We start from the raw sequence: 25,344 nt of genomic DNA on the forward strand, positions 1-25,344 counted from the left end.
TGTTTTTAATTCGGCCGGAATATTACTCAGAGTGACTCGGATTTGAAGCCCTAATTTGCGCTTCAGAGCGACAAAAATGACAAGTCTTTGAAAAAGCAATCAAAGAAGTTTTGGTTCGCTGGCGTTGTTGCTGTCCGGGTCATAAATACCTGCCGCGAATCGCCGTGGACTGGTCTTTGCCAGCGCCTTGAGTTTCGCCGCTTCGACCGAAATATGATCAAGGGTGATGTCGGTGCGTTCTGCCGGAATCCGGATCAGCGCGGCACTGACACTCATCAGATCAAACCGTGCAGGTTGGCCATCGCGACCCTTGCCCGTCAGGTATCCACTTTCACGTGTCTCCGGATCATAGAAGCTTTTGATCTGGGCATCAAACATGGCCTGAACGCGTTGGACAGCCGCGACCGCATCCTCAAAATCAATCGATTGTACATAGGCAAAGAAATCATCGCCGCCAATATGGCCAACAAACCAGTCATTCTGGCTCAGGACCTTGCCCAGGATATCCTTGAAAAGCAGGATCGCGCGGTCACCTTGGCGGAAACCGTATTGGTCATTGAACGGTTTGAAATTGTCGAAATCGAAATAGACGGCAAAACGGCGTCGGCGCGGCTCTGCCAGCGCGCGGGCGGCATAGCGGTAAATCGCACTGTTGCCCGGCAGACGGGTCAGCGGGTTTTCATCGCGGGCATTTAGCGTATTGCGTTCATTGACCGCCCGCAAAAGCGCACTTTGATCCAGAACACCCAGATATTGGTCATTTTCCGTCAGGATCACCCCGTCCAACGCCTCGGTCGCGACAAAGGTTTCAAGAAGCTCCGACAGGCTGGTGCGGATATCGGCAACCGGACAACGGCGCAAAAAGCGTTTTATATTGGCCCGGTTGGCCGGGTTTTGCAGCAATTCACGGCCAAACGGCGTGTAGATAAACGCCTTGAATTCTGAATCCCGGACAATGCCCAACGGCTTGCCGTCATGGTCGACCACCGGCACCAGCGAGATATCCGGATTTTGCTGGAAGTAGCTCAGGATATCGACCGGGTTGATATCAATCGGCAGTGCCGGTGTTTCCAGCAGGTAGGATCTGACAACATCATCATCGCGATCTGACTGGCGGCGCGAATCTGCCGCAATGTCGGCTGCTGAGGACACAATATCGGTCTGTTCGGGAATATCGAGTGACGGGCGCGCGATAAAGAAACCCTGCACCAGATCACAGCCCAAACGCCGACAGCACAGGAACTCCTCACGGGTTTCGACACCTTCGGCGACGACCTGTGCCGCGATCATGTGGGCGAACGCCGTAATTTGCGTGACAAACAGTTCCTTGCGACGGTCACGGTCGATGCCATCGATAAAGAACCGGTCGATCTTGATGATGTCTGGTTCGCATTCATAAAGGGCGCGCAACTGGGCAAAGCCACTGCCGTAATCATCAATGGCAATTTTGAAGCCCTGACTGCGGTACCGCACCAGAATGTCTTTGAGGTACCCGGCATTGCTGATGTCGTGGCGTTCGGAAATCTCAAGGAAGATAGTATCGCGTTCAAGTCCGGCATCGCTCAGCAGGGCGGCAGTCTGACCGGGTTGGTAATCCTCGGTCTTCACGACGCGATTGTCGAAATTATAAAAAAGCTTGAGCCGCTTGGCGCCGGGAAAGCGCGCGAATTTCTCGATCGCCTTGGCGCGCAGCATCATGTCGACGCTGTGCAGGTTGCCAGTATCCCATGCGGTATCAAACAGGGCCTGAATGGATGTAAATCCGGCTTCTTCCCAGCGCCGCAAAAGCGCCTCATAGCCGAAAACATGACCGGTGTGCGGACTGACAATGGGCTGGAAGGCGAAGTCGACTTTTTCGACGACCTGCTGCCAGTTACGGAGCATGACCGGTTGGGTCATGGGTCGGTCGGATATCCACTGTTCATCTGCATCAAAGGTCAAATGCAGTACCCCGATCTTCAAAATGGTCGGCTTTCCCGGAAGTTGTGAGAATTAGAAGTTCCGAGGTTTGCTGTTATCCCAGATATGACAACAAGTTCATGACAGTAGGGTTACGAATATGTGACATCCGCAGAAAACATCCGCTTTTTTATCAAGAAACGGCGGGATCTCTATACAAAGGGGTTAGACAAATCGGCGAACCCGATACTGCCTCGACTAACCGATAGCCCGTGTGGCCAGCGGATGATGTTCCTGAACCAGTCCGCGCAGCCGTGACTCGAGAACATGGGTATAAATCTGCGTGGTCGAGATATCCGAATGGCCCAACATCTTTTGCAGGCTGCGCAAATCTGCGCCATTGGCCAGAAGGTGACTGGCAAAGGAATGGCGCAAGACGTGCGGCGATACCTTTGATGGCGGGACACCGGCCTCAATCGCCAGATCCTTGATTATTTTCAAAAACATCTGACGGGTCAAATGCCCGGTTTTCCCGCGTGACGGGAAAAGGTATGAGGATTGCCCGGGGCGATCAGCATGGCCGTTTGATTTGTCTGATGGAATGAAGGCATCGCGCACTTCAAGGTAATCACGCAGCGCATCGCGCGCCGGATCGGAAAGCGGCACCAGCCGTTCCTTGCTGCCCTTGCCACGCACAATCAGCATCTGCGGATCACGCGCCGCTGCGGCAAAGGGGAGCTCGACCAGCTCCGAAACGCGCATGCCGGTGGCATACATCAGCTCCACCATCGCAAGTAACCGCTTGCCCTTGATACCCGGATGATTGGTGGCGGCGATGATCAGACGATCAATTTCCTCAATCGACAGGAATTTGGGCAGGGTCTGGCCCTGTTGCGGACTATCGATATTCGATGACGGGTCATCATTGCGATACCCGTCGGAATAAAGGAACTTGTGAAACTGCCGCAAGGCCGACAGGCGCCGCGCCTGCGTACGCGGGGCAAGCCCGGCAGACCCCAGTTCGGCCATATAGCGTCTGACATCCGCATCGCTTGCCGATACCGGATCAGCCTTGCCCGCAGTCAGTGATGACGCATAATCTTCAAGATCACGCCGATAGGCATCAAGCGTATGCACACTGGCCCCGCGTTCAGCCGCCATCATTTCCAGAAAGGCCGATATCAACGAGCTTGTCAGTGCCTTGGCCATGACCGGTCCTGCCAGTGATTAAAGAGCCTACTGATTAAACGACATCAGCAGTTCTGTCGCCAGACGCCGTGCGTCATTTTCCTGCCCGATGACCAGAAGCGACGTCACAGTATCGCTCAGGACCTTGGGGTCGGCATTGTCGACAGCCGCGACCTGTTGGGCCTGAATGGCCAATGCCGCGGTTTTCGCCTTTTGCCGCGCAGCCGCAGCTGCGTTGAGTTGATGCGATACAGCACTGCTGGTTGTCATGCGTTGTTCGGCATAGGGGGCGGTCAGGATGCTGTCCCACAACGTATTGGGGACTTCGATGCCGAAACCTTCAAACAGGTTGAAAATCAGTTCGCTATAACGTCTTGCCGCGGCCTGATCGCCGCGCGCAGCCTGCATTTCCTGCCATTCGACCATACGTGCACGATGGCGGGCAAGGGCGGCTGCGCGATCAGATGCACTTTGCACATCCTCTGCCGAGGCCGAGTTGGGCATGACGGTTGCCGACGCCATGCCGCCACTTGATGTCGGTGCACCCGGCACGACGGCACCGCCAAGACCGAAGGTTTGCGTCGGACCGGATTGCGGATCAGCCCCAAAACTCTGCGAAGAACTTCCATCCGTTGCCATGGCTGTCGGTCGAACGGCGCCTGTTTCTTCAAGGCCGGAAATCGCCAGAACCGGATAAAGCAGGCTCAGGCGTGATGAAATGTCATTCGATGCATTGGCCGATGATTTGGCAACCTGAAGCCAGTTTTCTGCCCGCTCGAAATTGTTTGCGGCAATTGATGCCCGAAGGGCAGGAACAGCAAACCACGAAAAGTCGCCATTCACCGGAATGTCGGTCATCAGCGGCGCTGCCAGCCTTGCGACCTGCATGAAATCGCCTTCAAAATCCGCGGCGTCAAACAGGGCAGCCAGAATTTCGGCCCGTGCGGCGGCAACATCACTTTGTGCTGCGGCCTGATAAAGCTTGGCATACTGGCGCGCCTGAATGCCTTCGCTGGCATCATCAAGAACGCTTTCCAATGCCGCCGGTTCGAAATTCACCGACTGATAAACATCAGCCAGCTTTTCCGGGCTGATCAGGCCAAGATTTTCAGCCTTGCGGGCGGCCTCAAGGCGAACATCGGTCGCAGTCGCATCGGCAGTGGTAATGCCGATGATGGCGGCTGGATTTTCGGTTTCAAGCTGGCTGGTCGGGATCGATTGTTTGGCAACCGCCAGAAGTGCCAGATCGATCGGGCGCAAATCATTTAGCAGGTCGGCATCGGCAGTACTGCCACTGCGGATTGCGGAAACCAGACCAAAGAAGGTGGCATCGCTTTCGCCACCCATTTCACGCACAAGATCGACGGTGAAGGCCGCAGAAGTCGGGTCATTGGCGTAAAACGCGCACATCGCCGCCGCCTTAAGCCAGAAAAGCTCCTCGTAACTTGCGCCGTAACCTTCAATCGCGTCACACGCCGCATCAATTCTGGAGCCAATCAGAAGGGCGTTGACCTCTGCCTGCGCCAGCATGGAGCCGCGCGATCCTTGCGGGGCGGCGCGGACAAGTTCGATGGCGTCATCAAGCGCGCCCATTTCGATCAGCTTTGCAACACGCGCTTCAAGCAGGCTGATATCAGCCGAGCCCTGAGGCAGGGCGGCTGCGGACAGAAGCAGGCGTTTTTGCAAGTCACGCGCAGCATGGGTCGCCGGGGTCGCGGGCAATTCTGAAATCAGTTGTGCCGCAGACCGGCGGGTGGTGCCGTTCCACATATCGGCGCCAAGGCCACCGCGCGATTGATCAATGGTCCCGACGGCCTCGGCGTCGACTGCGCCAAGTGACAGCGATTGCACCGCGTTCGGATCCGACGGGAATGCATCAGTCTCGCTGGTGCCAGATGACGTATTGCCAAAGCTGCCTGATCGCGGGGCCGATGTGGCCCCCGGATTGGTCGGGCTTGGGGCAACCTGGCGTTCCGCGTCCTGTTCTGCTTCCTGTTTTAAAAACAACGGCACGGGGGCCGAGTTTTGCGCGTTTGCAGGGGCGGAACCCAGTCCCGTTCCCGTCATCATGGCCAGTACACAGGTCTGCATTAACAGGCGGGAACGCAATGTCATCTTAGTTAAACCTCGAATTCGGGATGGTTTCTTCGATTTGGGCGGTCGGGGCAGGAATGTCCCAGGTCACCAGGAAAGTGGCACCGCCGGCAATCACGGCGATAACCAGCAACAGGATGATGCGCGATAAAATTCTCATTTTAATCCAGACTTCGAAGCGTTTAAGCGATGGACGCGAATACCAGTATGCGGACGAAAATCAAAGATGCAAGAACCGCAACCGCCAATCATTCTGGCGATCCGTCCAAGTATCTTGAACCTGTCATCGCAATGGGGTGGTCGCACTCCAATTCGGCAACTTAAAGGCAGTATAAGTGCCTGTTACTCACAGAGAGTTAATGCCATCGCGCAGAACAACATTGGGCAAAACGATGCATAGGCATGCCTAAAGTGACTGAAAGGGGCAATTTGGCGCAGTATTTTTGTCGTGTTTTCTGTCCGGTTTGCTTGCGTTCGGGGGCAAGCTGGCCTAAAGATTTGGGTAATTTGTATCTCAATGATTGAACCACAGGACTGCAAACCGAACATGGACAGCAACATTGCCGAGTCGGGTTTGCACGAAGACGTGATCGCCAAAATTCGGGACGGCCTGAAAGGCCGGACATTGGTGTTCATTGGACTGATGGGTGCAGGAAAAAGCTGCATCGGCCGTATGGTCGCCAAGGAACTCAAACTGGATTTTGTCGATGCCGACCGCGAAATTGAAGAAGCCGCTGGCTGCTCGATCGCCGATATCTTCAAGCTGTATGGCGAAGAGGCGTTTCGCGACGGCGAGGAACGTGTAATTGCCCGTTTGCTTGATGGCGAACAGATCGTGTTGGCCACAGGCGGTGGTGCGTTCATTCGCGAACGTACCCGACAATTAATCCTCGAAAAATCCGTATCGGTCTGGCTTCGTGCCGACCTTGATCTGCTGATGCACCGCACCAGCGGGCGGACCCATCGTCCGTTGCTTAATAACGGTGATCCCAGACAAATTCTCGCGGATCTGATCGAGACGCGTTACCCGGTCTATGCCGGGGCAGACATTATTTTCGACTGTGATGAATCCTCAAAGGAAGCCACCCGCGATGCGGTTCTTGAACTGCTTGCCGATTCCTTTGATGACGATGGTCAATTGATCAAGACAGGAACCTGACAGAGTGAGCAATCACGACACCCTTCGCGTCGACCTTGGTGCGCGCAGCTATGACATCCTTGTTGGCAGCAACCTTTTGGCCGATACCGCCAAATATATTGCCCCGTTCGTCAAGAAGGCCGGTGTGGTCGTGATCAGCGATGCGGCACTGTCGGACAATCATTTACCGACCGTGCTGGCATCGCTTGACGGGGCGGGCATTCCTCACCGCGAAGTCGTCGTGCCGTCTGGTGAAAAGTCCAAAAGCTTTGCCATGTTCGAAAACGTCGTCGAACAGATTTTGGCGATGGGGATCGAACGGTCCACCCTGATCATTGCCCTCGGTGGCGGTGTCGTTGGCGATCTTGCCGGGTTTGTTGCGGCGTCTTTGTTGCGTGGTCTTGATTTCGTTCAGATCCCGACCACTTTGCTGTCGCAAGTCGATAGTTCCGTTGGTGGCAAGACCGGGATCAATTCCAAGTCGGGCAAGAATCTGATTGGTGCGTTTCATCAGCCGCGTCTGGTTCTGGCCGATACATCCGTTCTTGATACCTTGCCGGCACGTGAATTGCGGTCGGGTTATGCCGAGGTCGCCAAATACGGCCTGATCGATGATCCGGAATTCTTTGCCTGGCTTGAAGAAAACGGGCAGGCGGTTCTTGATAAAGATGGATCTGAGCGCCGTCAGGCCGTGATAAAAAGCTGTGCGGCGAAGGCCCGCATCGTGTCCGAGGATGAACGCGAAGGCGGCAAGCGTGCACTTTTGAACCTTGGTCATACCTTTGGTCACGCGCTTGAAGCCGAAACCGGATATGGCGAAAAGCTTTTGCATGGCGAAGCGGTTGCCATGGGTATGGTCATTGCCCATGACGTTTGCGGTGCCATGGGTATGGCACCTGCGGGCGAGAAAGACCGGATTGTTGCCCATCTGAAATCGGTGGGTCTTCCGGTGACGGCATCCGAGGTCACGGGCATGCATTGGGATATCGACAAGGTGATCAGCCACATGTCACGCGACAAAAAAGTCCGCGACGGCGAGATCACCTTTGTCATGACCCGCGGGATCGGCAAGGCGTTTACATCCAAGGCAATGGATGTTGAAAAAATGCGTGCCGCGATCACCCGATCCTGTCGGGGTTGATCAATATTATACTGATTCACAATGCGTGTGGGTCGACGGACGTGCATGGTGGCGGTCACTTCGCGGTGGTGACTTTGCCGCCAATGTGTTGTTGTTAACTTGTTTAACGGCATTTGACCTTATAGATGAACACAGAACAAACTTGCTCTGTTGCAATCACCGCTTGGAGACGGCCCTGAATGACGATCACGATTGTCGTGATTTTTTTGCTGCTGATGCTTTCGGCATTCTTTTCTGGCTCGGAAACCGCGCTGACGGCGGCGTCGCGTCCGGTCATGCATCACAAGGAACAGGATGGCGACATTCGGGCCGCAATCGTCAACAGGTTGCGGCGGTATCAGGAACGGTTGCTGGGCGCGATCCTGCTTGGCAACAACATGGTCAACATTCTGGCCTCTGCCCTTGCAACATCGGTGATGATCGAACTGTTTGGTGAAAACGGTGTCGTGTATGCGACGGCGGTGATGACCGCGCTTGTTCTGATTTTCTCGGAAATTCTGCCAAAGACCTACGCGCTTCAGCATGCCGATACCATGGCGCTGCGCGTCGCGCGCCCGATGAGCATCCTTGTCGTTCTGTTCGCGCCGATCACCCAGACCATTCAGGTCCTGGTGCAGGCGACCCTGCGCCTGTTTGGCAGTGGCGAGGGCCCCGGTCTTGATAGCGAACGCGAATTGCGTGGTGCCATCGAACTGCATGCCGATGACGTGGTTGTCGGTAACCACCATGCCGAACGCACGATGTTGCACGGGGTGCTTGATCTTGAAGATGTCGGCGTTTGGGAAATCATGGTGCACCGTCGCAAGGTGCAAATGATCGACATTTCCCGCCCGATGGAAGAAATCCTTGATACGGTTCTGGCAAGTCCGCACACCCGTATTCCGATCTACGAAAAGGACCCGGACAACATTGTCGGTGTTCTGCATGCGCGTGAAGTTCTCAAGGCGATTGTACGCGGGGCCAAGCCCGCCAGTGCCGAGGATGTCCGCGAACTGAGCTCTGAACCCTGGTTCATCCCGGATTCAACCACCCTTGCCGACCAGCTTAAGGCGTTCAAGGAACGGCACGAACATTTTGCCATCGTGGTTGACGAATATGGCGCGTTCGAAGGCGTTGTGTCGCTTGAAGACATTCTGGAAGAAATCGTTGGCGATATTGCCGATGAAACCGACGTCGAAGTGGTTGGTGTCCAGCCGCAGGCTGACGGATCGGTCATTGTGCGCGGCGATGTCACCATTCGCGACCTGAACCGTCGTTTCGGCTGGCGTCTGCCAGATGAAGAAGCCGCCACCGTGGCCGGTCTTTTGCTGTATGAAACCCGGCGTATTCCCGATGTCGGGCAACAGTTCCGTTTCCACGGTTTTGAGTTTGAAGTGCTGCGGCGTATTCGCAACCAGATCACCCGTGTGCGTCTGCGCGCGGTGACGGATCCGGCCGGGGAAGAACAGGAATAAACCTTCTTCCCCGCTTTACCGGTGTGTTGCCGACAAACCACTATAGCGTAAAAAATTTCAGCTTTATCTACTTATGGGTTAAACTCTTGTTTCAGGGTCTTGACCCAAAGGATTGCAGGGCCACTTGCAAATAAGGGCCCGTCACACTGTGTCATCCAGTGACGTCATTTCTATGTGACGTCAGGCAGTGTGAAACCAGATGATCTGATCGGGTTTGGGCATGTGGCAACAGCAACCTGCAGAGAGAGATGCATGGATACTAAAATTGTACCGGGTGTGGTCCAGGAACAATCCATCGCGACACTCAACCCCGCCGATTCCGTGATGGACGCCGTCACCATGATGGCCGAGCGTAAGATTGGCGCGGTCATCATCGTTGATAACAACGCCAGACTGGCTGGAATTTTTACCGAGCGTGACCTTGTCAACCGCGTGGTGGCAAAGGGGCTGGATGCGGCATCTGTGCCGCTTTCCAAAGTCATGACCGCTGATCCTGATACGCTTGGCCCGAACGATTCCGCCATGAGTGCGCTTGATCTGATGAGTGCACGGCGATACCGCCACCTGCCGGTTGTCGATGGCGACAAGGTTGTTGGCATGGTGTCGATCCGTGACCTGTTTAATGTGGTCAAACGCCAACTCGAAGAAGATGTGCGGGAACGCGAAAAGTTCATCTTCGGCTCGGACTACGGCGTGGCCTGAAGCCACCGGTTTTCTGGAAGCAGCATATGGTATCGGTCTGACGGGGAATTCCCCGTCAGGCCTGTGTGCCGTGAAGAATTCCGATGAATTTCCCGAAATTCCGGTGATTGTCTTTCGCCGCCAGGTTTGGGCGGCGGGAATGACGGAAAATGCGTTTGCGACTTGACAGCATGCAGGTGAACGTCTTTACGTTTACGTAAAGGAGAAATTCCGATGCCACTGTCCCGCCCCGCAGAACGCGAACACATCCATATCCGCACGGTGACCTGTCAGGGGTTCCGGCGCAAAGACGGCCTTTGGGATATCGAAGGCCACATCACCGATGTCAAAACCTATGGTTTTTCCAATCATGATCGTGGTGAAATCCCTGCCGGCGAGCCGGTCCACGGGATGTGGATACGCGTTACCATTGGCGATGATCTTGTTATCCGCGAGGTCGAGGCCGTAACCGACTTTGCCCCGTTTTCTGCCTGCGATGCGATTGCCCCGAATTACGAAAAGCTGGTCGGTTTGAAGCTTGGCCCGGGCCTGCGCAAACAGATCCGCGACCGGGTAGGGGGCGTTCATGGCTGTACGCATCTGAATGAATTGATGGGCCCGGTTGCGACCACGGCGTTTCAGACAGTTTTCCCGATCCTTGCCAAGGAATCCTTGCAGGCACGCGATGAAAATGATGACAAGCCGCCACGACGCAATCCCTTGATCAATACCTGCCATGGCTGGCGCAGTGACGGTCCCGCCGTCAAACGGATATCTCCAGAACTCTATACCGGTGACGATTAACCGGGGCGTCTTGCAAGTGCATCTGCGCGGTCCAATATCCAAATGGTCCGTAACGTGTAATTGTCAGGTGGCGTGTGTTCATGTTGCGCCGGTGTGGAAACGCCAATAACGAGAAAGATTGCAAAGGCTTCTTGCACCCGTTTGAAATGACGGTGTTCTGTTGTTGCGTGACGGCGATACTGCTTCTGACAGCATCCTTGGCGAAGGCACATGATCTTGCATCGCCACAGGCAGAAGCCGGACAAGCCAATCTTGATGAACAGGATGGCTTCCTGATCTTGCAGACCAACCTGCACCCCCCCTATCAGGAACTTCAGAACGGCATACTCAGCGGATATTCGGTTTCGATCCTGAATTGTGTGTTTGATCGGCTTGATATTGGCTATGGGCTGGCGATTGCACCCCGCCAACGCAACCGCGAAATGGTGCGCACCGGCAAGGCCGACGGGTTCTTTTTGGCCCGCATCAGCGACACGATGGACGAATACGCCGTGGCGTCAAATCCGTTGGCGCTTGAAAAATGGGTTTGGGTGTCGCCCGCGATCAAATCGGACGATCCCCGTGTTAGTCGGCGGCCCAAGCCCGGTGATTTTTCTACAGTCGGGGCGATACTGGGATCGAACGAGGCCGAGTGGCTGCTTGAACAGGGTTACACCGATGTGATGCGGGTACCTTCCATCGCGTCACTGGTCGGGCAAGTCGCAGCAGGTCGGGTCGAATATGCCCTTGTGGATAAGCACAGTTTTGAATTCGCCCGCAAGGAACTGCAACTGACAGCCGATAAGTTCCGGATGCAGTTCGAACGCTATGTTCCGCTGGTTGTGTATTTTTCCAAACATTACGTTGCGACTTTCCCGCGGCTGCTTGATGACCTCAATGCCGTTTTGGAATTTTGTGAAACTCGCCCGATGCATTTGGAAGCCTGGGAACGCGAAGCAATCCAGAATGTTCAACTGCCCGGTATTCGCCAGTTTGCAAGTTCGCCGGAACTTTTGGGCCATGTTTTTAACCAGTTGGATGGGACAGAGATACAGAGTGCTGATCAAAAACGCCTGACCGATCAAGAATGGATCACGCTGGCGCGCGAAGGTGCCGCCAGTGCAATCGCGACGGAAATCCTTGGCAATGATTTGTCAAAATACCTTCGCACGTTTCAGGCCAGTATTGGCGAACAAGTGGCAGAGGCATTCGTGTTTGACACCCATGGTCAGATCATCGGCATGAGCCGCCTGACATCGGATTTTGATCAGAGTGACGAAGCCCAGTTTCAGATGATCGATAGCCTTAATCGTGAAAAGGCACTGATCACCGATATTTGGTATGACGCCTCAACCCGTGCGTTCCTGTCGCAAATCACGGTGCCGATCATTGACCCGGATAGTGGTCAGACACTTGCCGCCCTGACGGTGGGCCTAAACGTTTCCGCAGCACTGCGTCCGGAAAGCTGAGATCACGTAACGGTAAATCGTCCGGATTACTTGCCGGACGGCTCGGAAATTTCAATCGCGATATTGCTGTACCAGTCCGCCGCGGCCTGCATCTCCGCATCCGTCAGGTCCTTGGCAATCGGTGTCATCACGTCATGAACCCGCTTGCCGGTGCGAAACGCCTTGAGTTGCGTTTCGATATAAATATTGGTCTCGCCCGCCAGATTGGGGGCGTCTTCCAGTGTTGAAATGCCATTCGCACTGTGACAGCCAACGCAAAGTTCGGGTGCATCATCTTCGGATGTGTCGGCGGGCAGGGTGCCTGATACCTCGAAATGGCTGAACCAAAGCGCAACCTTGCTGATCTGATCATCAGACAGTCCGCTTGCGACCACGGTCATCATTTCATGTTCACGTTCACCGGTCTTGAAGGCGTTTAGCTGGGCGATCAGATAATCGACCGGCTCGCCCCCGATATGCGGCGCAATCGGAATGCGTGCCAGACCATCAAGCCCGTGACAGGTACGGCACATTCCGGCAACCTTGCGGCCATCCTGAAGGGCGTCCGCATCAGGCGTGGACTTATCTTGGGCCGCCGCATTGGATACGCCCCCGGCGGACAAAAGCCCGCCGAGGAGTGCGATCATAAATCTGCGCATCAATTGCCCTCATACCAGATGCGATACAGCGCACCGGCCAGATCATCGGAAACAAGGATCGAGCCATCACGCAATTGGGCAACATCAACCGGACGTCCAAGATATTCTTCGTTCTCGTCAATCCAGCCTTCGGCAAACGGTTCGATGGTGGCGTTTCCTTCTTCGTCAATGAAGGTGACCATCACCCGCGCGCCCACCGGGGTTGTGCGGTTCCACGACCCATGCTGGGCCGAAAATATCGCGTTCTTGTATTTGGCCGGGAACATGTTGCCGGTATAGAAGCTCATGCCAAGGTCGGCGGCATGCGCCACGGTTTCAACCGCAGGCATGACCACATCATACGGCACTTCCTGACCGGCATATTCATTGGTGCGGACATCACCGCCGCCATACCAAGGATGGCCGAAATGTTGGCCTGCGGCGGTTTGATGGTTGATCTCGCCGGGCGGGATATCATCGCCCATGCCATCAACCTGGTTATCGGTCCACCACAGTTCACCGGTGACCGGATGGAAGTCATGCCCAACGGAGTTGCGCACCCCGTATGTGTAGACTTCGCGACCGGTGCCATCGGTATTGATGCGGATGATGCCACCAATTCCCCACTCGCGATAAAGATCCAGCTTGTCTTCCGGTGCCACGTTAAACGGCTGACCAAGCGAGATATAAAGCTTTCCATCCGGGCCGATTTTGCAAACGCGCGCGGTGTGGTTATAGCTTTCCTCGGCGGGTGGGATCAGGTCACCCTGTTTAACCACGTTGAACGCGGCAACGTCCGGGCTTTCATAGAAGAACTCGGCCGCCGGGAACACCAGAACACGGTTCTGTTCGGCGATATACAGGAACCCGTCAGACGAGAAACACGGACCGTTCGGGATGCTAAATCGAAGCGACGGGGCGAAGTCCTTGACCTCGTCGGCGACACGGTCCTTGTTGCGGTCTGTGACTGACCACACCTTGTCCTTGCGCGTGCCGACAAAGGTCACAACCCCCTGTGGCCCGACGGCAATATGGCGGGCATCGGGGACAATGGCATAAAGACCGATCTTGAAACCATCAGGAAGCTTGATGCGCTCAAGGGTCTTTTTGATCCCTTCGGCGTAATCACCACCCTGTTCGATGACCGTGAATTCTGTCGTTCCGGTTGATTGGAAGTTGGAGAGTTTTTCAAGATTGTCCGGCGCAGGTGCTTGCGCATAGGCGGTTCCGGACATGGCAAGCGCAATGCTCGCCATTAGAAGGCGTTTCGTCATTACGTAGTCCTCCCGATTGTAGCGGATGCCATTGACCGGCATCCGTGCCGCGCGAATTTCACCATCCGCACGGCTTGTGTATAAGCATTGCGCCTAATCGGGATGAACGTCTAGGTTGATTTCACTATGTGGAATTATTCTTAATTGTTTTTGTTGGCCAGGGCGGTTTCGTATTCCGCTGGTGTCATGGTTTTGAGTGCCAGTGCGTGCACGCGATCCTTCAGTAACGCATCAAGCGCGCCATATACAAGGCGTTGACGATTGACCCGGTTCTCGCCTTCGAATTTTTCGGAAACCACAAGAACGGAAAAATGGGACTCGCCACGCGGGTCAGCACCGGCGTGACCGGCATGTTTGGACGAATCATCATTGATCTGTAGTTCGACCGGGCTGAATTGTTCGGTCAGGATGTCACGGATCTGGTTGGCGACCTGCATGGTAAGGGCCTCTGTTTTCTGGTGATGTTTGCAGATTGCTGCAAAAACGTTTCTTTACGTCACGTTCTGTCATGCGGCGACCGTTTTTCAAGCCTTTTATCGCATTTAAAGCGCCCGTATGATATTGCGCGCATCGAATTTTCAGAACATATAGACGCAAATGAACAGAGGACACCGCAACAAGCGCAAGACGCTCTACCATGAAGAACCCGTTCTGCCGGAATGTGACTGGCCGGAATGTGACGGGCATGGGGAATTCCGTGCGCCCAAGGATCGCAAGTTGCGCGACTATTACAAGTTCTGTCTGGAACATGTCCGCGAATACAACAAGTCTTGGAACTATTATGCCGGCATGAAGGCCGAGGATATCGAAAACGACATGCGTCGCGATACCCATTGGCAACGTCCGACATGGCAGTTCGGTCATATCCGCGGATCAAAAAAACCGTTCAATTTCAAATTCAAGGACGGGTTCGGCTTCTTTAACGAAGACGGCGACCAGACCCATCATGGCCCCGGCGCCGAAGCCAGGGCCAATGCCGAACGCAAACGCAAAAGCGAAGAAGCCCAGCGTCGCGCTGGCGCGATGGGCATGCCGACCGAACAGCAAGAGGCCATGGCGACCCTCGATCTGGGATGGCCGTTCACCCGCGATGAACTCAAGACGAAATACAAGGCACTTTCCAAAAAGTACCACCCTGATGCCAATGGCGGCGACAAGGCGGCCGAGGAACATTTCAAGCGGATCAGTGCGGCCTATACGTCACTCACACGCTATATCCGTGATCTTGAAGCGCGCGTGACACTTTAGCTTTCTGGCTAATTTTCTGCGAAATTTGATCAAAACCGGTCTATCTGGTTGCAGTTTGCGTATCTGGAAGGTCTTATCGACCAAACCTTTTGCGATAATAGATATTTTTTGCGCATCTTCCCTTTGTGTGATGCGTCATAACCGCTATTAATGAGCAAGTTTAACGAAACGACCGCGTCACCAGCGCCGGTCCGAAAAACGCGCGAGTACTTATGAGCCAAGGTTACGAAGCGAGCGGTGCAGCGGCAGAACATCCGCTTGATACACCCGACATCACCATTTCCGTCCGTGAAACGTTCGGGATCGATATCGATATGGAAGTCCCGGCATTCAGTCAGGGCAGCGAACATGTGCCGGCGATTGATCCGACCTACCGTTTTGATCGCGACACCACGATGGCGATCCTGGCGGGCTTTGCCCATAACCGCCGCGTGATGATCCAAGGTTATCACGGCACCGGTAAATCGACCCATATCGAACAGGTGGCAGCGCGCCTGAACTGGCCGTGCGTGCGTGTGAACCTTGATAGCCACATCAGCCGTATCGATCTGATCGGTAAGGACGCGATTGTTCTGCGTGATGGCAAACAGATCACCGAATTCCGCGAAGGCATTTTGCCCTGGGCGCTCAAACGCCCTGTCGCGATGGTGTTTGATGAATATGATGCCGGTCGCCCGGATGTGATGTTCGTGATCCAGCGTGTGCTTGAAGTCGATGGCAAGCTGACCCTTCTTGATCAGAACAAGGTCATCCACCCGCATTCGCATTTCCGCCTGTTTGCGACATCGAACACGGTCGGTCTTGGCGATACCACGGGCCTTTACCACGGTACTCAGCAGATTAACCAGGCCCAGATGGACCGTTGGTCGATCATTGCGACGCTGAACTATCTGTCGGTCGAAGACGAAACCAACATCGTCACCGCCAAGGTTCCGGCGTTTGATACTGCCGAAGGCCGCCAGAAGATCGAGGCAATGGTTGCCCTTGCCAACCTGACGCGTCAGGGCTTTGTGGCCGGTGATATCTCAACCGTCATGAGTCCGCGTACCGTGATCACGCTTGCCGAAAACGCCAAAATCTTCGGGGATGTTTCCTATGCCTTCCGCGTAACGTTCCTTAACCGTTGCGATGAAGTCGAACGTCCGATTTTGGCGGAATATTACCAGCGTTGCTTTGGTGAAGAACTGCCTGAGGAAGCCATTAATGTGATGGTCCGCTAAGGCGTGACTCTCAAGCAGATTGGCGAACTGGTTCCACAAGCGAGTAGTGCGATGAAGAATGATGAGGCTCTTTCCGGCTTCTTGCGCGGCACGGCAGCGACGTTTCGTGCGCTTGCCGGGCGCAATGATCTGGAAGTCGGCTTTGTCAAAGGCGGGCGTCCGGGCGGCTATGGTGAACATGTGCGTTTGCCGATGCCCAAACAGTCCATGCCCAAGGATGAAGTCGCAGATCTGCGCGGTGTTGCCGATGGATGGGCGCTTAAGATGCGTCACCATGATGCCACCCTGCACGCCAAACGCATGCCTGAAACCGCCGAGGCTCAGGCTGTTTACGATGCGCTTGAAACCGCTCGTGTTGAAGCAGTGGGATCGCGGTATTTCCCCGGTGTGCGCAAAAACCTTCGCGAACATGCCGAACAGGATTGCCATGCCAAGAACTATCACCGTGTGACATCACGCGACGATGCCCCGTTTGCCGATGCGATCGGGATGCTGGCGCGCGAAGTCTTTACCGGTGAAAAGGCCCCTGAATCCGCTGGTCCGCTGATTGACCTGTGGCGTTCACATATCGAAGAAAATGCCGGCTCAGACCTGAGCAACCTGCGCGATCTGCTCGATGACCAGGATGCCTTTGCACGTGGCATGCGTAAATTGCTCGATCGCCTGTCGCTTGAAGACGACCTCGACGATGCCCCGCCCGAACAGGAAGGCGAGGATGACGAGCAAAAAGACGGTGAAAACGATCCCGATCAGGAAGATATGGAAAGTCAGGGCGGCCAGCAGGGCCAGAATGACGATTCAGATCCTGATACTGGTGATGACAAACAGGATGCCGGTTCCGAAGAAGCAGAAGCCGGTGAAGGCGACATCGATGATCAGCAGCTTGAAGCCATGTCGCAGGAAGAAAAGCCTGCCGGACCGGGCGAGCAGCCGGAATTTGATGGCCGTAACGAGCCGGTTGAACGTGGCTATGAGCCGTTTACCCGCGAATTTGACGAGGTGGTCACCGCAGATGATCTGTGTGAAAACCTCGAACTGTCGCGTCTGCGCGCCATGCTTGATAAGCAGCTGGCCAACCTTCAGAACGTGGTTTCCAAGCTTGCCAACCGTCTGCAACGCCGCCTGATGGCGCAGCAGAACCGTGGCTGGGACTTCGACCTTGAGGAAGGCATTCTTGATGCCGCCAAGCTGGCCCGCATCGTCTCGACCCCGTCGACGTCGCTGTCGTTCAAGCAGGAACAGGATACCGACTTCCGCGATACGGTTGTGACGCTTCTGATCGATAATTCCGGTTCCATGCGCGGTCGTCCGATCACGATTGCCGCCCTGTCGGCTGATATTCTGGCCCGCACACTGGAACGTTGTGGCGTTAAGGTCGAAATCCTTGGTTTCACCACCCGTCAGTGGAAAGGTGGCCAGTCGCGCGAAAGCTGGGTCGAGGCCGGAAAACCGCCAAAACCCGGTCGTCTGAACGATCTGCGTCATATCATCTACAAGGCTGCCGATACGCCATGGCGTCGGGCACGCAAGAACCTTGGTCTGATGCTGCGCGAAGGGCTGCTTAAGGAAAACATCGACGGCGAAGCACTGCTTTGGGCTCATGAACGTCTTCTTGGCCGCACCGAACAACGCCGGATCATGATGGTGATTTCCGATGGTGCACCGGTTGATGACTCGACCCTTTCGGTCAATTCCGGAAACTATCTGGAACGTCATCTGCGCGAAGTGATCGAATGGATCGAAACCAGATCACCGGTGGAACTTCTGGCGATCGGGATTGGTCATGACGTCACGCGTTATTATCGCCGTGCGGTGACAATCAACGATCCGGAAGAACTCGGTGGCACCATGCTGCGCGAATTGTCCGATCTGTTTGACGAGCAGGGCGCGCGCCAGCCCAAACGCCCGATGCGCCATGTGCCCGCCGATAACGCGCAGGCCCGCGATCACGCCACAGGCGATCGCGACCGCTGGTAAGGGCAGGGGTGCGTAAAGGATGACCACGATCACCCGCTTTGCACCAAGCCCGACCGGATATCTTCATCTCGGCCATGCGGCCTCGGCCTTGTTTTCTGCAAAACAGGCCGGGCCGGATGGCCGTTTTCTTTTGCGGATCGAAGATATCGACCAGACCCGGTGTCGTCCGGAATATCTGGATGCGATCTATGAAGACCTCGCCTGGCTTGGCCTTGAATGGGAAAAACCGGTTCGGGTGCAGTCCGATCACTTTGCTGACTATCAAACGGTGCTAAATCGCTTGTCGGATATGGAATTGCTTTATCCGTGCTTTTGCACCCGCAAGGACATTCAGGCAGAAATCGCCCGCATCGGAAACGCACCGCACGGCCCGGATGGCGCGCTTTATCCCGGGACCTGTCGGCAGTGTTCGCCGACCGAACGCCAAGATCGCATTGCGGCCGGTGAAAGCTATGCACTTCGTCTTGATATGGCTGCGGCGATCAAACAGGTCGGCCGCGAACTGATATGGTTTGATCGCGCAGCAGGCAAACAGATCGCCACCCCGGAAATCTTTGGCGATGTGGTTCTGGCGCGCAAGGATACCCCGACCAGCTATCATATCTCGGTCACCCATGATGATGATTTGCAGGGCATAACCCTCGTCACCCGCGGCGAGGATCTGTTTTTTGCCAGCCACCTGCATCGGTTGTTGCAGGAACTACTGGGCTATGACGTGCCGGAATATCACCATCACGGGCTTCTGACCGGGCCGGATGGCAAACGCTTTGCCAAGCGTGACAAATCCAAAACATTGCGCTCAATGCGCGCCTGCGGTTTAACTGTCCCTTGTTTATGCGATAATTTACTGGATTTTAGCTAAACATTCGTTTCCTCTCTACTTCTGGGAAAGTGCGATTGTCGCAAGTATGGATAGATGCATGCTGAATAGTATTTACGTCGATAACTTCAAAGCTTTAGTGGATTTTGAGCTGAGGTTCGAAAAAACCACATTTTTGGTAGGGCTAAATGGCGCTGGAAAGTCAAGCGTTCTACAGTTTATCGATTTTGTTTCGAGCGTATCTAAAGGCAAGTGCCATCAATGGTTGGATGATCGCGATTGGTCCCCGGTGGATCTCAACTCTAAGTTGAAAAGAAAGCTGAATATTGAGTTTGAAATCAGATTTGAACTTGGTGTTGGGGAAGGCTTTGGAGAGGTGATTTGGAAGGCCTCGTTCAATCGAGCTAAAATGCGTTGTACTCAGGAGTCATTTGAAGTTAACGGCAAAACCGTTGCGCGAGTTTCAGACGGTATTTTTTATAACTCATATGAAACTAACCATGCCGAGAAGATAAAAACAGAATACGAAGGATCTTATGTTTTCCAATTGAAAGATTCCATTTTGGAAAATTGGCCCGGAATTTTCGCCACGAAACAGTTTTTAAGAAACATGCAAGTCTTAGATTCCCTGTCCCCTCAATCTTTGAGGAAGAAGAGTAGGGAATCTTCAGGAACGATTGGGTTGGGCGGAGAGAGACTTTCGGCATTGATTCATGAAATGTCTGAAAGTGATAGGGAAAAACTGCATGATTTGACTAAAAAGTTTTATTCAAACATTACCTTTAAGACCAAGTCATTGAGGTCTGGCTGGAAAGAGATCTGGCTTACAGAGCTCTATCAGAAATCAAAACTCGAAACAGCACAACAGCATATCAATGACGGGACTCTTCGTATCTTAGCAATACTAGCTTTGTTGATTGGTGAGGATAACAACCTAATTGTTTTGGATGAAATTGAGAATGGAATAAATCCCGAGTTAGTTGGGGACCTAATCAAAATTATTTTGAACAGCAAGCACCAAGTTTTGTCAACTACACATAGCCCCATTATATTGAATTACCTACCTGATGAAAGTGCAAAGGTTTCCGTACAGTATTTATATCGACGGAAAGATGGTGCTGTGAAGTCTGTCCCGCTATTCGGTATTCCTTCAATGATTCAAAAGCTTCGTGTTATGGGGCCCGGTGAGGTGTTCGCAGACACCGACCTCAGAGCTTTAAACTTAGAGTTGTTCGAGTCGGATAAGGACGAACAAGGATGATATTCGTCGTTTCAGGTGAGGGCCCTAGTGATATTGGATCGTCGAGTCACGATCACACACTAAAACCTGGGCCAATGGCGCACTTCATTGATCAAGTTGTTCAAGATAAACTGGATTATTCGCCAATTGAAGCTACGACGATGGTTATTATTAGTGAATCGGTCTTAGCTGATGCTTCAAAAGAAATCAGTTCTGGGAAAAAAGGTGTAACCCTCCCAGGTGATAAATCTAAAAAGGAAACAGCATATTTTTTTCGAAATGCTAGGGCGCTTGCCAAAATTGCTTTAGATAAAGCCGCCGAAGATGCTGTGGCAGTTCTATTCAGAGATGCAGACGGCACCGCCTCGAGTGGGCGAGGGCTCTGGAGCGACAAAGTGAGTTCAATAGAGAATGGATTTCGGGCCGAAGGTTTACGTCGTGGAGTTGCTATGGTTCCAAAGCCAAAATCAGAGGCTTGGCTGATTTGTGCTTTGAAAGATCAACCTTATCAACATTGCGGAAATTTGGAGAATCGGTCGGGAAACGATAAGTCGCCAAAGTCTTTAAAGAAGGAGTTGGAAGAGCTTCTTGGAGGGGAATTCGACCTAGGAGAAGTGATAAATCAAATAGAAAATAGGAAGATCGACTATCGGAAAATAGCCATGCCAAGTTTGACTAGTTTTCTAAAGAATATTTGTGAAGCCATTGATAGATAGGTTTAAATGTATTTTGGTTGCGATGATATTTCTGCATAGAATTATTTAGATTTTCTAATAACAATTAACGTTCTTGATGCGATGTTTTTATCGCTGCAGCTGTATATTTTAAATTACTATTGTCCAGATAAGAATGCGGTATTGCTTCTCCCGTCTGACGTAATAAAATTTGCTGATCAGTTCTGATTGAGCGCCTGTGCCTGACTAGCCTCATGGCAATATAGCGGTTTCGTCATATTCCCATTGTCGTGGGTTAGTACCTCCGTATAGGATGATCTTTGATCATACGACGATGTCAGAGGCGCAAGACCAGATGGAAAAAAACGCTGGCTTGGTCAGGAGGATCGGTAAACGCGTTCTCGACCCGGGCATAGAAATAAGTGCCGGGGAAGAGTTGAACGGAAAGGTTCAGCGAGACCTTCTTGATCTGGCCTATCGCAATAACTGGGCTAACATTCTGGTCAATCTGGCCGCTGGCACCAGCATGGTTGCGATGTTCTGGCTGCGCGGCGATTTGCGCGCCGAAACCGTTATCTGGCTTCTGGCCGTCACCTTGATTTGCAGCATTCGGCTTTGGGGTGGGTATCTCTATCACCTGACGCGTGAAAACAGGACGGAGCTCTCCTCTGATCTGCTTCGAAAATGGCGCTTTCGCTATCAGCTCGGGGTGATTGTCACCGGACTGCTGTGGTCCATGGTTGGTGCGATTGAAATTCCCGCGGTTCAGGGCGAAAGCCAGTTTCTGACTATGATCATCATTGCCGGTATGGCTGGGGGTGCCACGGGTATTCTTGCTCCTGTATTCCTCGTCGGGCGCTTTTATCTGTGTGCGCTGCTATTGCCGCCAGCCGTGATCCTGTCGGTGATGGGGGATGCGAACTATATCCTGTCCGCCTTGGCGCTGGTGTTCCTGCTGGTGATGCTGGTTACACATCGCAACAATCACGCGGTTCTTTTCAGATCTTTTGTCCTCAAACATCAAAATCAGGGGCTGGTCGAAGACCTTAGGCAGAAAAACCGGATTACCGAAAACTGGAATGCCACCCTTGAAGCGCGGGTCGAACAGCGCACGGAGGAGCTGCGCAATCTGGTCGAACACGATGCCCTGACCGGTATTCTTAACCGTGACGGGATTGTCGCGTGGTTCGAACATAAAAAGAGATCGGACGCGCTTCTGGATTACGCCGTGCTGTTTATCGATCTGGACCGGTTCAAACAGATAAATGATGGCCTCAGTCACGCGATTGGCGATGAAGTTCTGCGTGCTGTCAGCATGCGGCTTAGGGAATGTGTTGATGACCGCCATGCTTTGGGCCGTTGGGGCGGGGATGAATTTCTGATTGTTCTGGCCGCCCCGCATGAAGAGCTTCACCCACTGGTCGAAACCACGGTTGACCTGGCTCAGCGTGCGGTTAATCAGCCGATCAATATTGTCGGTCATACATTGCATGTCGGGTTCAGTACCGGCGTTGCCTTTTCGTCCGGACGTAATCCGTCGATATCGGAACTGATCCACTGGGCGGATCTGGCCGCGGCCGAGGTCAAGCGATCCGGTCGGGGCAGCGTGCATAACTACGACAAGATGCTGCTGACGGAACAGGAACGTCGCCTGAGTGTGACACAGGCGCTGCGCCGGGCGCTGAGTGCCGATGAGTTTTATATCGAGTACCAGCCGGTCATTGATGCAACCCGTGGCGACATCATCGCCTACGAGGCCCTTTTGCGCTGGGACAGCGCGGTCCTTGGTGCTGTGCCGCCCGATGAATTCATTCCAATTGCCGAGGAAAGTGCGCTCATCGTTGATATCGGGGAATGGTGCATGCGGCGCGCCTGCCAGACCCTGCATGACAATACCGAGATTCCGGTCACCACGAAAATTGCCATCAACGTTTCGATCCGTCAGATCGTGATGCCGAATTTTCCGGATATGGTTTCGCGCATCCTTGCGGAAACCGGTCTTGCATCCAATCGGTTGGTTTTGGAAGTCACGGAATCGATCTTTGAAAAACGCCAGACGTCGCAGATTTCCGCTGTGCTTGATCATCTGCACGCGATGGAAGTCGGCATTCATATTGATGATTTCGGGACCGGTTATTCATCCCTGTCGCGCCTGCATGAAATTCATGTGGATGCGGTCAAGATCGACAAGTCCTTTGTCTTGTCGATGGATGAAAATGCCCGCGTGGTGATCGAGGCGGCAATTCTGATCGCTCATCGCTTTGGTCTTAAGGTCATTGCCGAGGGGATCGAGACGCCGCAACAGCGTGCGGAACTCCGCGCGATGGGGGTAGATGCCTATCAGGGATACTTCTTTGCCCGTCCGGGGCAACTCCCGTGTCGCGACATTCACTGGCAAACTGATCCAGATTTGCTGGCCTGAGGGTGTTTCTTTGGAACTGGCGCAAAAAAAAAACGGCCTGCCGCAAGCGGTGCAGGCCGTTCACAGTCCTGTTCTGCTGGGGGACAGAATCAGCGGCTAAAATCAATCAGAACAAGGAAGCTGACCGGCACAAGCGCCAGCGCGACATAAATCCAGAAGGACGCGATCGGAACGCCGAACGCGGCAAGAACATAACCGGCAAGGTAAAGTGCCAAGCCAATTACAGCGACCAGCAGAATGCCCAAAAGCGGCAGAGAAACTTTGCTATCTGATTTCATGTCCCGTCATGCTCCCGAAACGGATTTCTTAACTCATGGTGTTGAACCTACCATGCTGTGCGCGTAGGCGTTTTGATCCGTATCAATAAACGCGACAGATTGAATCCCAAGGTCTTTGCAGGCATCAAGCAGGGTACTCTTATTATATAAACACAGAGAATCGATTGTTCGCCCTGTGTCAGAATGGCGCAATTGCCTGTAAATGGGGTCTTTGTTATTGTCGCCCCGGTTTGGAAAACATCAGATTCCGTGCGGTTGAGTTGGGCAAATACCGGCACAAACCAAGGATTATCGACAAAACAGCTCTGATAAGCGTTTTTGTCGCGGTTTTCGGTTGATGAAGGCTTGACGGCATGGGTTAGAGGCGGTAATAACCCGCTTCCAAGCGCGGGCCTGCATGTTCAGGCCAAGCGTCCTTTTGCGAATTTATAGACCAGGAGATCAGGTCATGGCACGTCGCTGCCCGGTATCCGGCAAAGGCGTTTTGGTCGGCATGAATGTGAGCCACGCCCACAATCGTACCAAACGTCGTTTCCTCCCGAACCTGCAGCCGACCTCGCTGCTTAGTGAGTCGCTCGGTCGTTCGGTGCGTCTGCGTCTGACCACCAATGCTGTCCGCACCATCGAAAAACGTGGTGGTCTGGATGCGTATCTGCTCAGCACTGCAAATGCAAAGCTGCCGGCAGATTTGGTGAAAATCAAACGCCAGGTCGCCAAAGCTGTTGAAGCAAAAGCTGCCTAATTAAGGCTTCTGCTTTACAGACAGAATTTACGAAGGCTCGCTTTTTAGCGGGCCTTTCGTTTTTTTCGGCTCTGGGCTTGGCCATCCGATGCATCGGTTCAGGTGCACCAGACAGGCTGCCAGACATCGTCGGGCGGCTTTTTTTGTGCCGTGCCGCACTGGCAGTTATCCAAGGGTTTCTTGGGCTACGCAAGGGTGCAGTCTCAATAAACGCGACTCGGCAGAACACGAGCTTTGCGCTTTTGGAAATTTGCTCTATACTTTGCTCTATCAGTGGTTTACGTCGCCGTGTCGCCCGGTTTGGTGAAACGTCATGATATGTTCATCAACAGCGATTCCCGGACCTGCTAAATAAGGCAAGCGACTCGGTAAACACGGTGGAGCGGATGGTATGCATTTATCGCCCAATGCGTGTCCGGCACTTGTTCTTAACGCCGATTTTCGGCCGTTGAGCTACTTCCCGCTATCTCTTTGGTCATGGCAGGATACGCTCAAGGCAGTCTTTCTTGAACGCGTCGATGTTCTTTCCGAATACGATCGCGAAGTACGCTCTCCTTCCTTTAAAATGCGCCTGCCCAGCGTCATCTCGCTCAAGGAATATGTCCCGCTTAAAAGCAGCCCGGCCTTTACCCGGTTTAACGTCTTCCTGCGCGATGAATTTTCCTGTCAGTATTGCGGCGACCGCCTGCCGACAAATGAACTGACCTTTGATCATGTCATCCCGCGTGCGCGCGGAGGGCGAACCAATTGGGAAAACATCGTCACGGCCTGTTCTGACTGCAACCTGTTTAAAGGCAGTCGATCGGTGCGCGAGGCTGGCCTGCGACTACGCAGGACGCCGGGACAGCCCTCGATGCACGAACTCCAGACCACAGGACGCCGTTTCCCGCCAAACTATCTTCACGAAAGTTGGCGGGATTTTTTATACTGGGATACCGAACTGGAATACGACTTCTAGTCGACACCAAAACTTTTACAAAGTTCA

Annotated in this window: 23 protein-coding genes; 15 read left to right on the forward strand and 8 right to left on the reverse strand. The window is 53.7% G+C overall.

The features are described from left to right. Positions 1-99 precede the first annotated feature (99 nt). From WBY09_RS15190 to WBY09_RS15205, 4 genes are all read right to left on the reverse strand, one after another. Complete coding sequence (locus WBY09_RS15190) at positions 100-1,899, reverse strand: EAL domain-containing protein (protein WP_245227846.1); 1,800 nt, start codon at positions 1,897-1,899, stop codon at positions 100-102. Between the two features lie 258 nt (positions 1,900-2,157). Then, positions 2,158-3,108, reverse strand: coding sequence for a site-specific tyrosine recombinase XerD (gene xerD / locus WBY09_RS15195; RefSeq protein ID WP_197146648.1), 951 nt, complete (start codon positions 3,106-3,108; stop codon positions 2,158-2,160). A 27-nt stretch (positions 3,109-3,135) separates the two neighbouring features. Next, the gene (locus WBY09_RS15200) at positions 3,136-5,202 is read right to left on the reverse strand and encodes an antifreeze glycopeptide (protein ID WP_197146649.1); all 2,067 of its coding nucleotides are present in this window, start codon (positions 5,200-5,202) and stop codon (positions 3,136-3,138) included. 1 nt (position 5,203) lies between these two features. Further along, positions 5,204-5,341: a hypothetical protein gene (locus WBY09_RS15205; RefSeq protein WP_165374927.1), complete on the reverse strand. Its 138-nt coding sequence runs from the start codon at positions 5,339-5,341 to the stop codon at positions 5,204-5,206. A gap of 387 nt (positions 5,342-5,728) precedes the next feature. Here WBY09_RS15205 and WBY09_RS15210 point away from each other — a divergent pair, with 387 nt between their 5' ends. From WBY09_RS15210 to WBY09_RS15235, 6 genes are all read left to right on the forward strand, one after another. Then, positions 5,729-6,340 carry a shikimate kinase gene (locus tag WBY09_RS15210; protein ID WP_252724049.1) on the forward strand — a complete coding sequence of 204 codons (612 nt, stop codon included), beginning with the start codon at positions 5,729-5,731 and terminating at the stop codon, positions 6,338-6,340. 4 nt (positions 6,341-6,344) lie between these two features. Continuing rightward, a complete protein-coding gene (gene aroB / locus WBY09_RS15215) occupies positions 6,345-7,460 on the forward strand; it encodes a 3-dehydroquinate synthase (protein ID WP_197146651.1) in 1,116 nt (371 codons plus the stop codon). Between the two features lie 179 nt (positions 7,461-7,639). After that, positions 7,640-8,914: an HlyC/CorC family transporter gene (locus WBY09_RS15220; RefSeq protein WP_008889896.1), complete on the forward strand. Its 1,275-nt coding sequence runs from the start codon at positions 7,640-7,642 to the stop codon at positions 8,912-8,914. Between the two features lie 252 nt (positions 8,915-9,166). Then, positions 9,167-9,616 (forward strand): CBS domain-containing protein, encoded by a 450-nt coding sequence (locus tag WBY09_RS15225; RefSeq protein ID WP_008889897.1) that lies wholly within the window; start codon positions 9,167-9,169, stop codon positions 9,614-9,616. Between the two features lie 213 nt (positions 9,617-9,829). After that, a complete protein-coding gene (locus WBY09_RS15230; protein WP_336233169.1) occupies positions 9,830-10,399 on the forward strand; it encodes a DUF2889 domain-containing protein in 570 nt (189 codons plus the stop codon). 167 nt (positions 10,400-10,566) lie between these two features. Then, positions 10,567-11,847, forward strand: coding sequence for a transporter substrate-binding domain-containing protein (locus WBY09_RS15235; RefSeq protein WP_336233170.1), 1,281 nt, complete (start codon positions 10,567-10,569; stop codon positions 11,845-11,847). 26 nt (positions 11,848-11,873) lie between these two features. On the opposite strand, the gene WBY09_RS15240 is transcribed toward WBY09_RS15235, so the two are convergent. The 3 genes from WBY09_RS15240 to WBY09_RS15250 all read right to left on the reverse strand — a co-directional run bounded on the left by WBY09_RS15240 (position 11,874) and on the right by WBY09_RS15250 (position 14,175). Beyond that, positions 11,874-12,485 carry a c-type cytochrome gene (locus WBY09_RS15240; protein WP_336233171.1) on the reverse strand — a complete coding sequence of 204 codons (612 nt, stop codon included), beginning with the start codon at positions 12,483-12,485 and terminating at the stop codon, positions 11,874-11,876. Then, on the reverse strand, positions 12,485-13,738 hold the full coding sequence (locus WBY09_RS15245; protein ID WP_336233172.1) for a PQQ-dependent sugar dehydrogenase: 1,254 nt from the start codon (positions 13,736-13,738) through the stop codon (positions 12,485-12,487). The genes WBY09_RS15240 and WBY09_RS15245 overlap by 1 nt, the downstream gene beginning before the upstream one ends. 140 nt (positions 13,739-13,878) lie before the next feature. Further along, positions 13,879-14,175, reverse strand: a complete 297-nt coding sequence (locus WBY09_RS15250) for a BolA family protein (protein ID WP_120225676.1) — start codon at positions 14,173-14,175, stop codon at positions 13,879-13,881. Positions 14,176-14,335: 160 nt separating this feature from the next. On the opposite strand from WBY09_RS15250, the gene WBY09_RS15255 reads away from it, so the two are divergent. The 7 genes from WBY09_RS15255 to WBY09_RS15285 all read left to right on the forward strand — a co-directional run bounded on the left by WBY09_RS15255 (position 14,336) and on the right by WBY09_RS15285 (position 23,339). Further along, on the forward strand, positions 14,336-14,986 hold the full coding sequence (locus tag WBY09_RS15255; protein WP_336233173.1) for a DnaJ domain-containing protein: 651 nt from the start codon (positions 14,336-14,338) through the stop codon (positions 14,984-14,986). 212 nt (positions 14,987-15,198) lie between these two features. Then, the gene (gene cobS, locus WBY09_RS15260) at positions 15,199-16,206 is read left to right on the forward strand and encodes a cobaltochelatase subunit CobS (RefSeq protein WP_008889904.1); all 1,008 of its coding nucleotides are present in this window, start codon (positions 15,199-15,201) and stop codon (positions 16,204-16,206) included. A 51-nt stretch (positions 16,207-16,257) separates the two neighbouring features. Further along, positions 16,258-18,183: a cobaltochelatase subunit CobT gene (gene cobT, locus WBY09_RS15265; RefSeq protein WP_336233174.1), complete on the forward strand. Its 1,926-nt coding sequence runs from the start codon at positions 16,258-16,260 to the stop codon at positions 18,181-18,183. Between the two features lie 19 nt (positions 18,184-18,202). Then, positions 18,203-19,045, forward strand: coding sequence for a tRNA glutamyl-Q(34) synthetase GluQRS (gene gluQRS, locus WBY09_RS15270; RefSeq protein WP_336233175.1), 843 nt, complete (start codon positions 18,203-18,205; stop codon positions 19,043-19,045). A 58-nt stretch (positions 19,046-19,103) separates the two neighbouring features. Beyond that, positions 19,104-20,264: an AAA family ATPase gene (locus WBY09_RS15275; protein WP_336233176.1), complete on the forward strand. Its 1,161-nt coding sequence runs from the start codon at positions 19,104-19,106 to the stop codon at positions 20,262-20,264. Further along, complete coding sequence (locus WBY09_RS15280; protein WP_336233177.1) at positions 20,261-20,959, forward strand: hypothetical protein; 699 nt, start codon at positions 20,261-20,263, stop codon at positions 20,957-20,959. Before WBY09_RS15275 ends, WBY09_RS15280 begins: the two co-directional genes overlap by 4 nt. A gap of 313 nt (positions 20,960-21,272) precedes the next feature. Further along, positions 21,273-23,339 carry a putative bifunctional diguanylate cyclase/phosphodiesterase gene (locus tag WBY09_RS15285; RefSeq protein ID WP_336233178.1) on the forward strand — a complete coding sequence of 689 codons (2,067 nt, stop codon included), beginning with the start codon at positions 21,273-21,275 and terminating at the stop codon, positions 23,337-23,339. An 89-nt stretch (positions 23,340-23,428) separates the two neighbouring features. Here WBY09_RS15285 and WBY09_RS15290 read toward each other — a convergent pair whose 3' ends face one another. Beyond that, positions 23,429-23,617: a hypothetical protein gene (locus tag WBY09_RS15290; RefSeq protein ID WP_008889908.1), complete on the reverse strand. Its 189-nt coding sequence runs from the start codon at positions 23,615-23,617 to the stop codon at positions 23,429-23,431. 448 nt (positions 23,618-24,065) lie between these two features. On the opposite strand from WBY09_RS15290, the gene rpmB reads away from it, so the two are divergent. Further along, a complete protein-coding gene (gene rpmB, locus WBY09_RS15295) occupies positions 24,066-24,359 on the forward strand; it encodes a 50S ribosomal protein L28 (protein ID WP_008889909.1) in 294 nt (97 codons plus the stop codon). 391 nt (positions 24,360-24,750) lie between these two features. Further along, a complete protein-coding gene (locus WBY09_RS15300) occupies positions 24,751-25,317 on the forward strand; it encodes an HNH endonuclease (RefSeq protein ID WP_008889910.1) in 567 nt (188 codons plus the stop codon). Positions 25,318-25,344: the final 27 nt, after the last annotated feature.

Source organism: Thalassospira sp. CH_XMU1458, assembly GCF_037027205.1.
Lineage (GTDB): Bacteria > Pseudomonadota > Alphaproteobacteria > Rhodospirillales > Thalassospiraceae > Thalassospira > Thalassospira tepidiphila.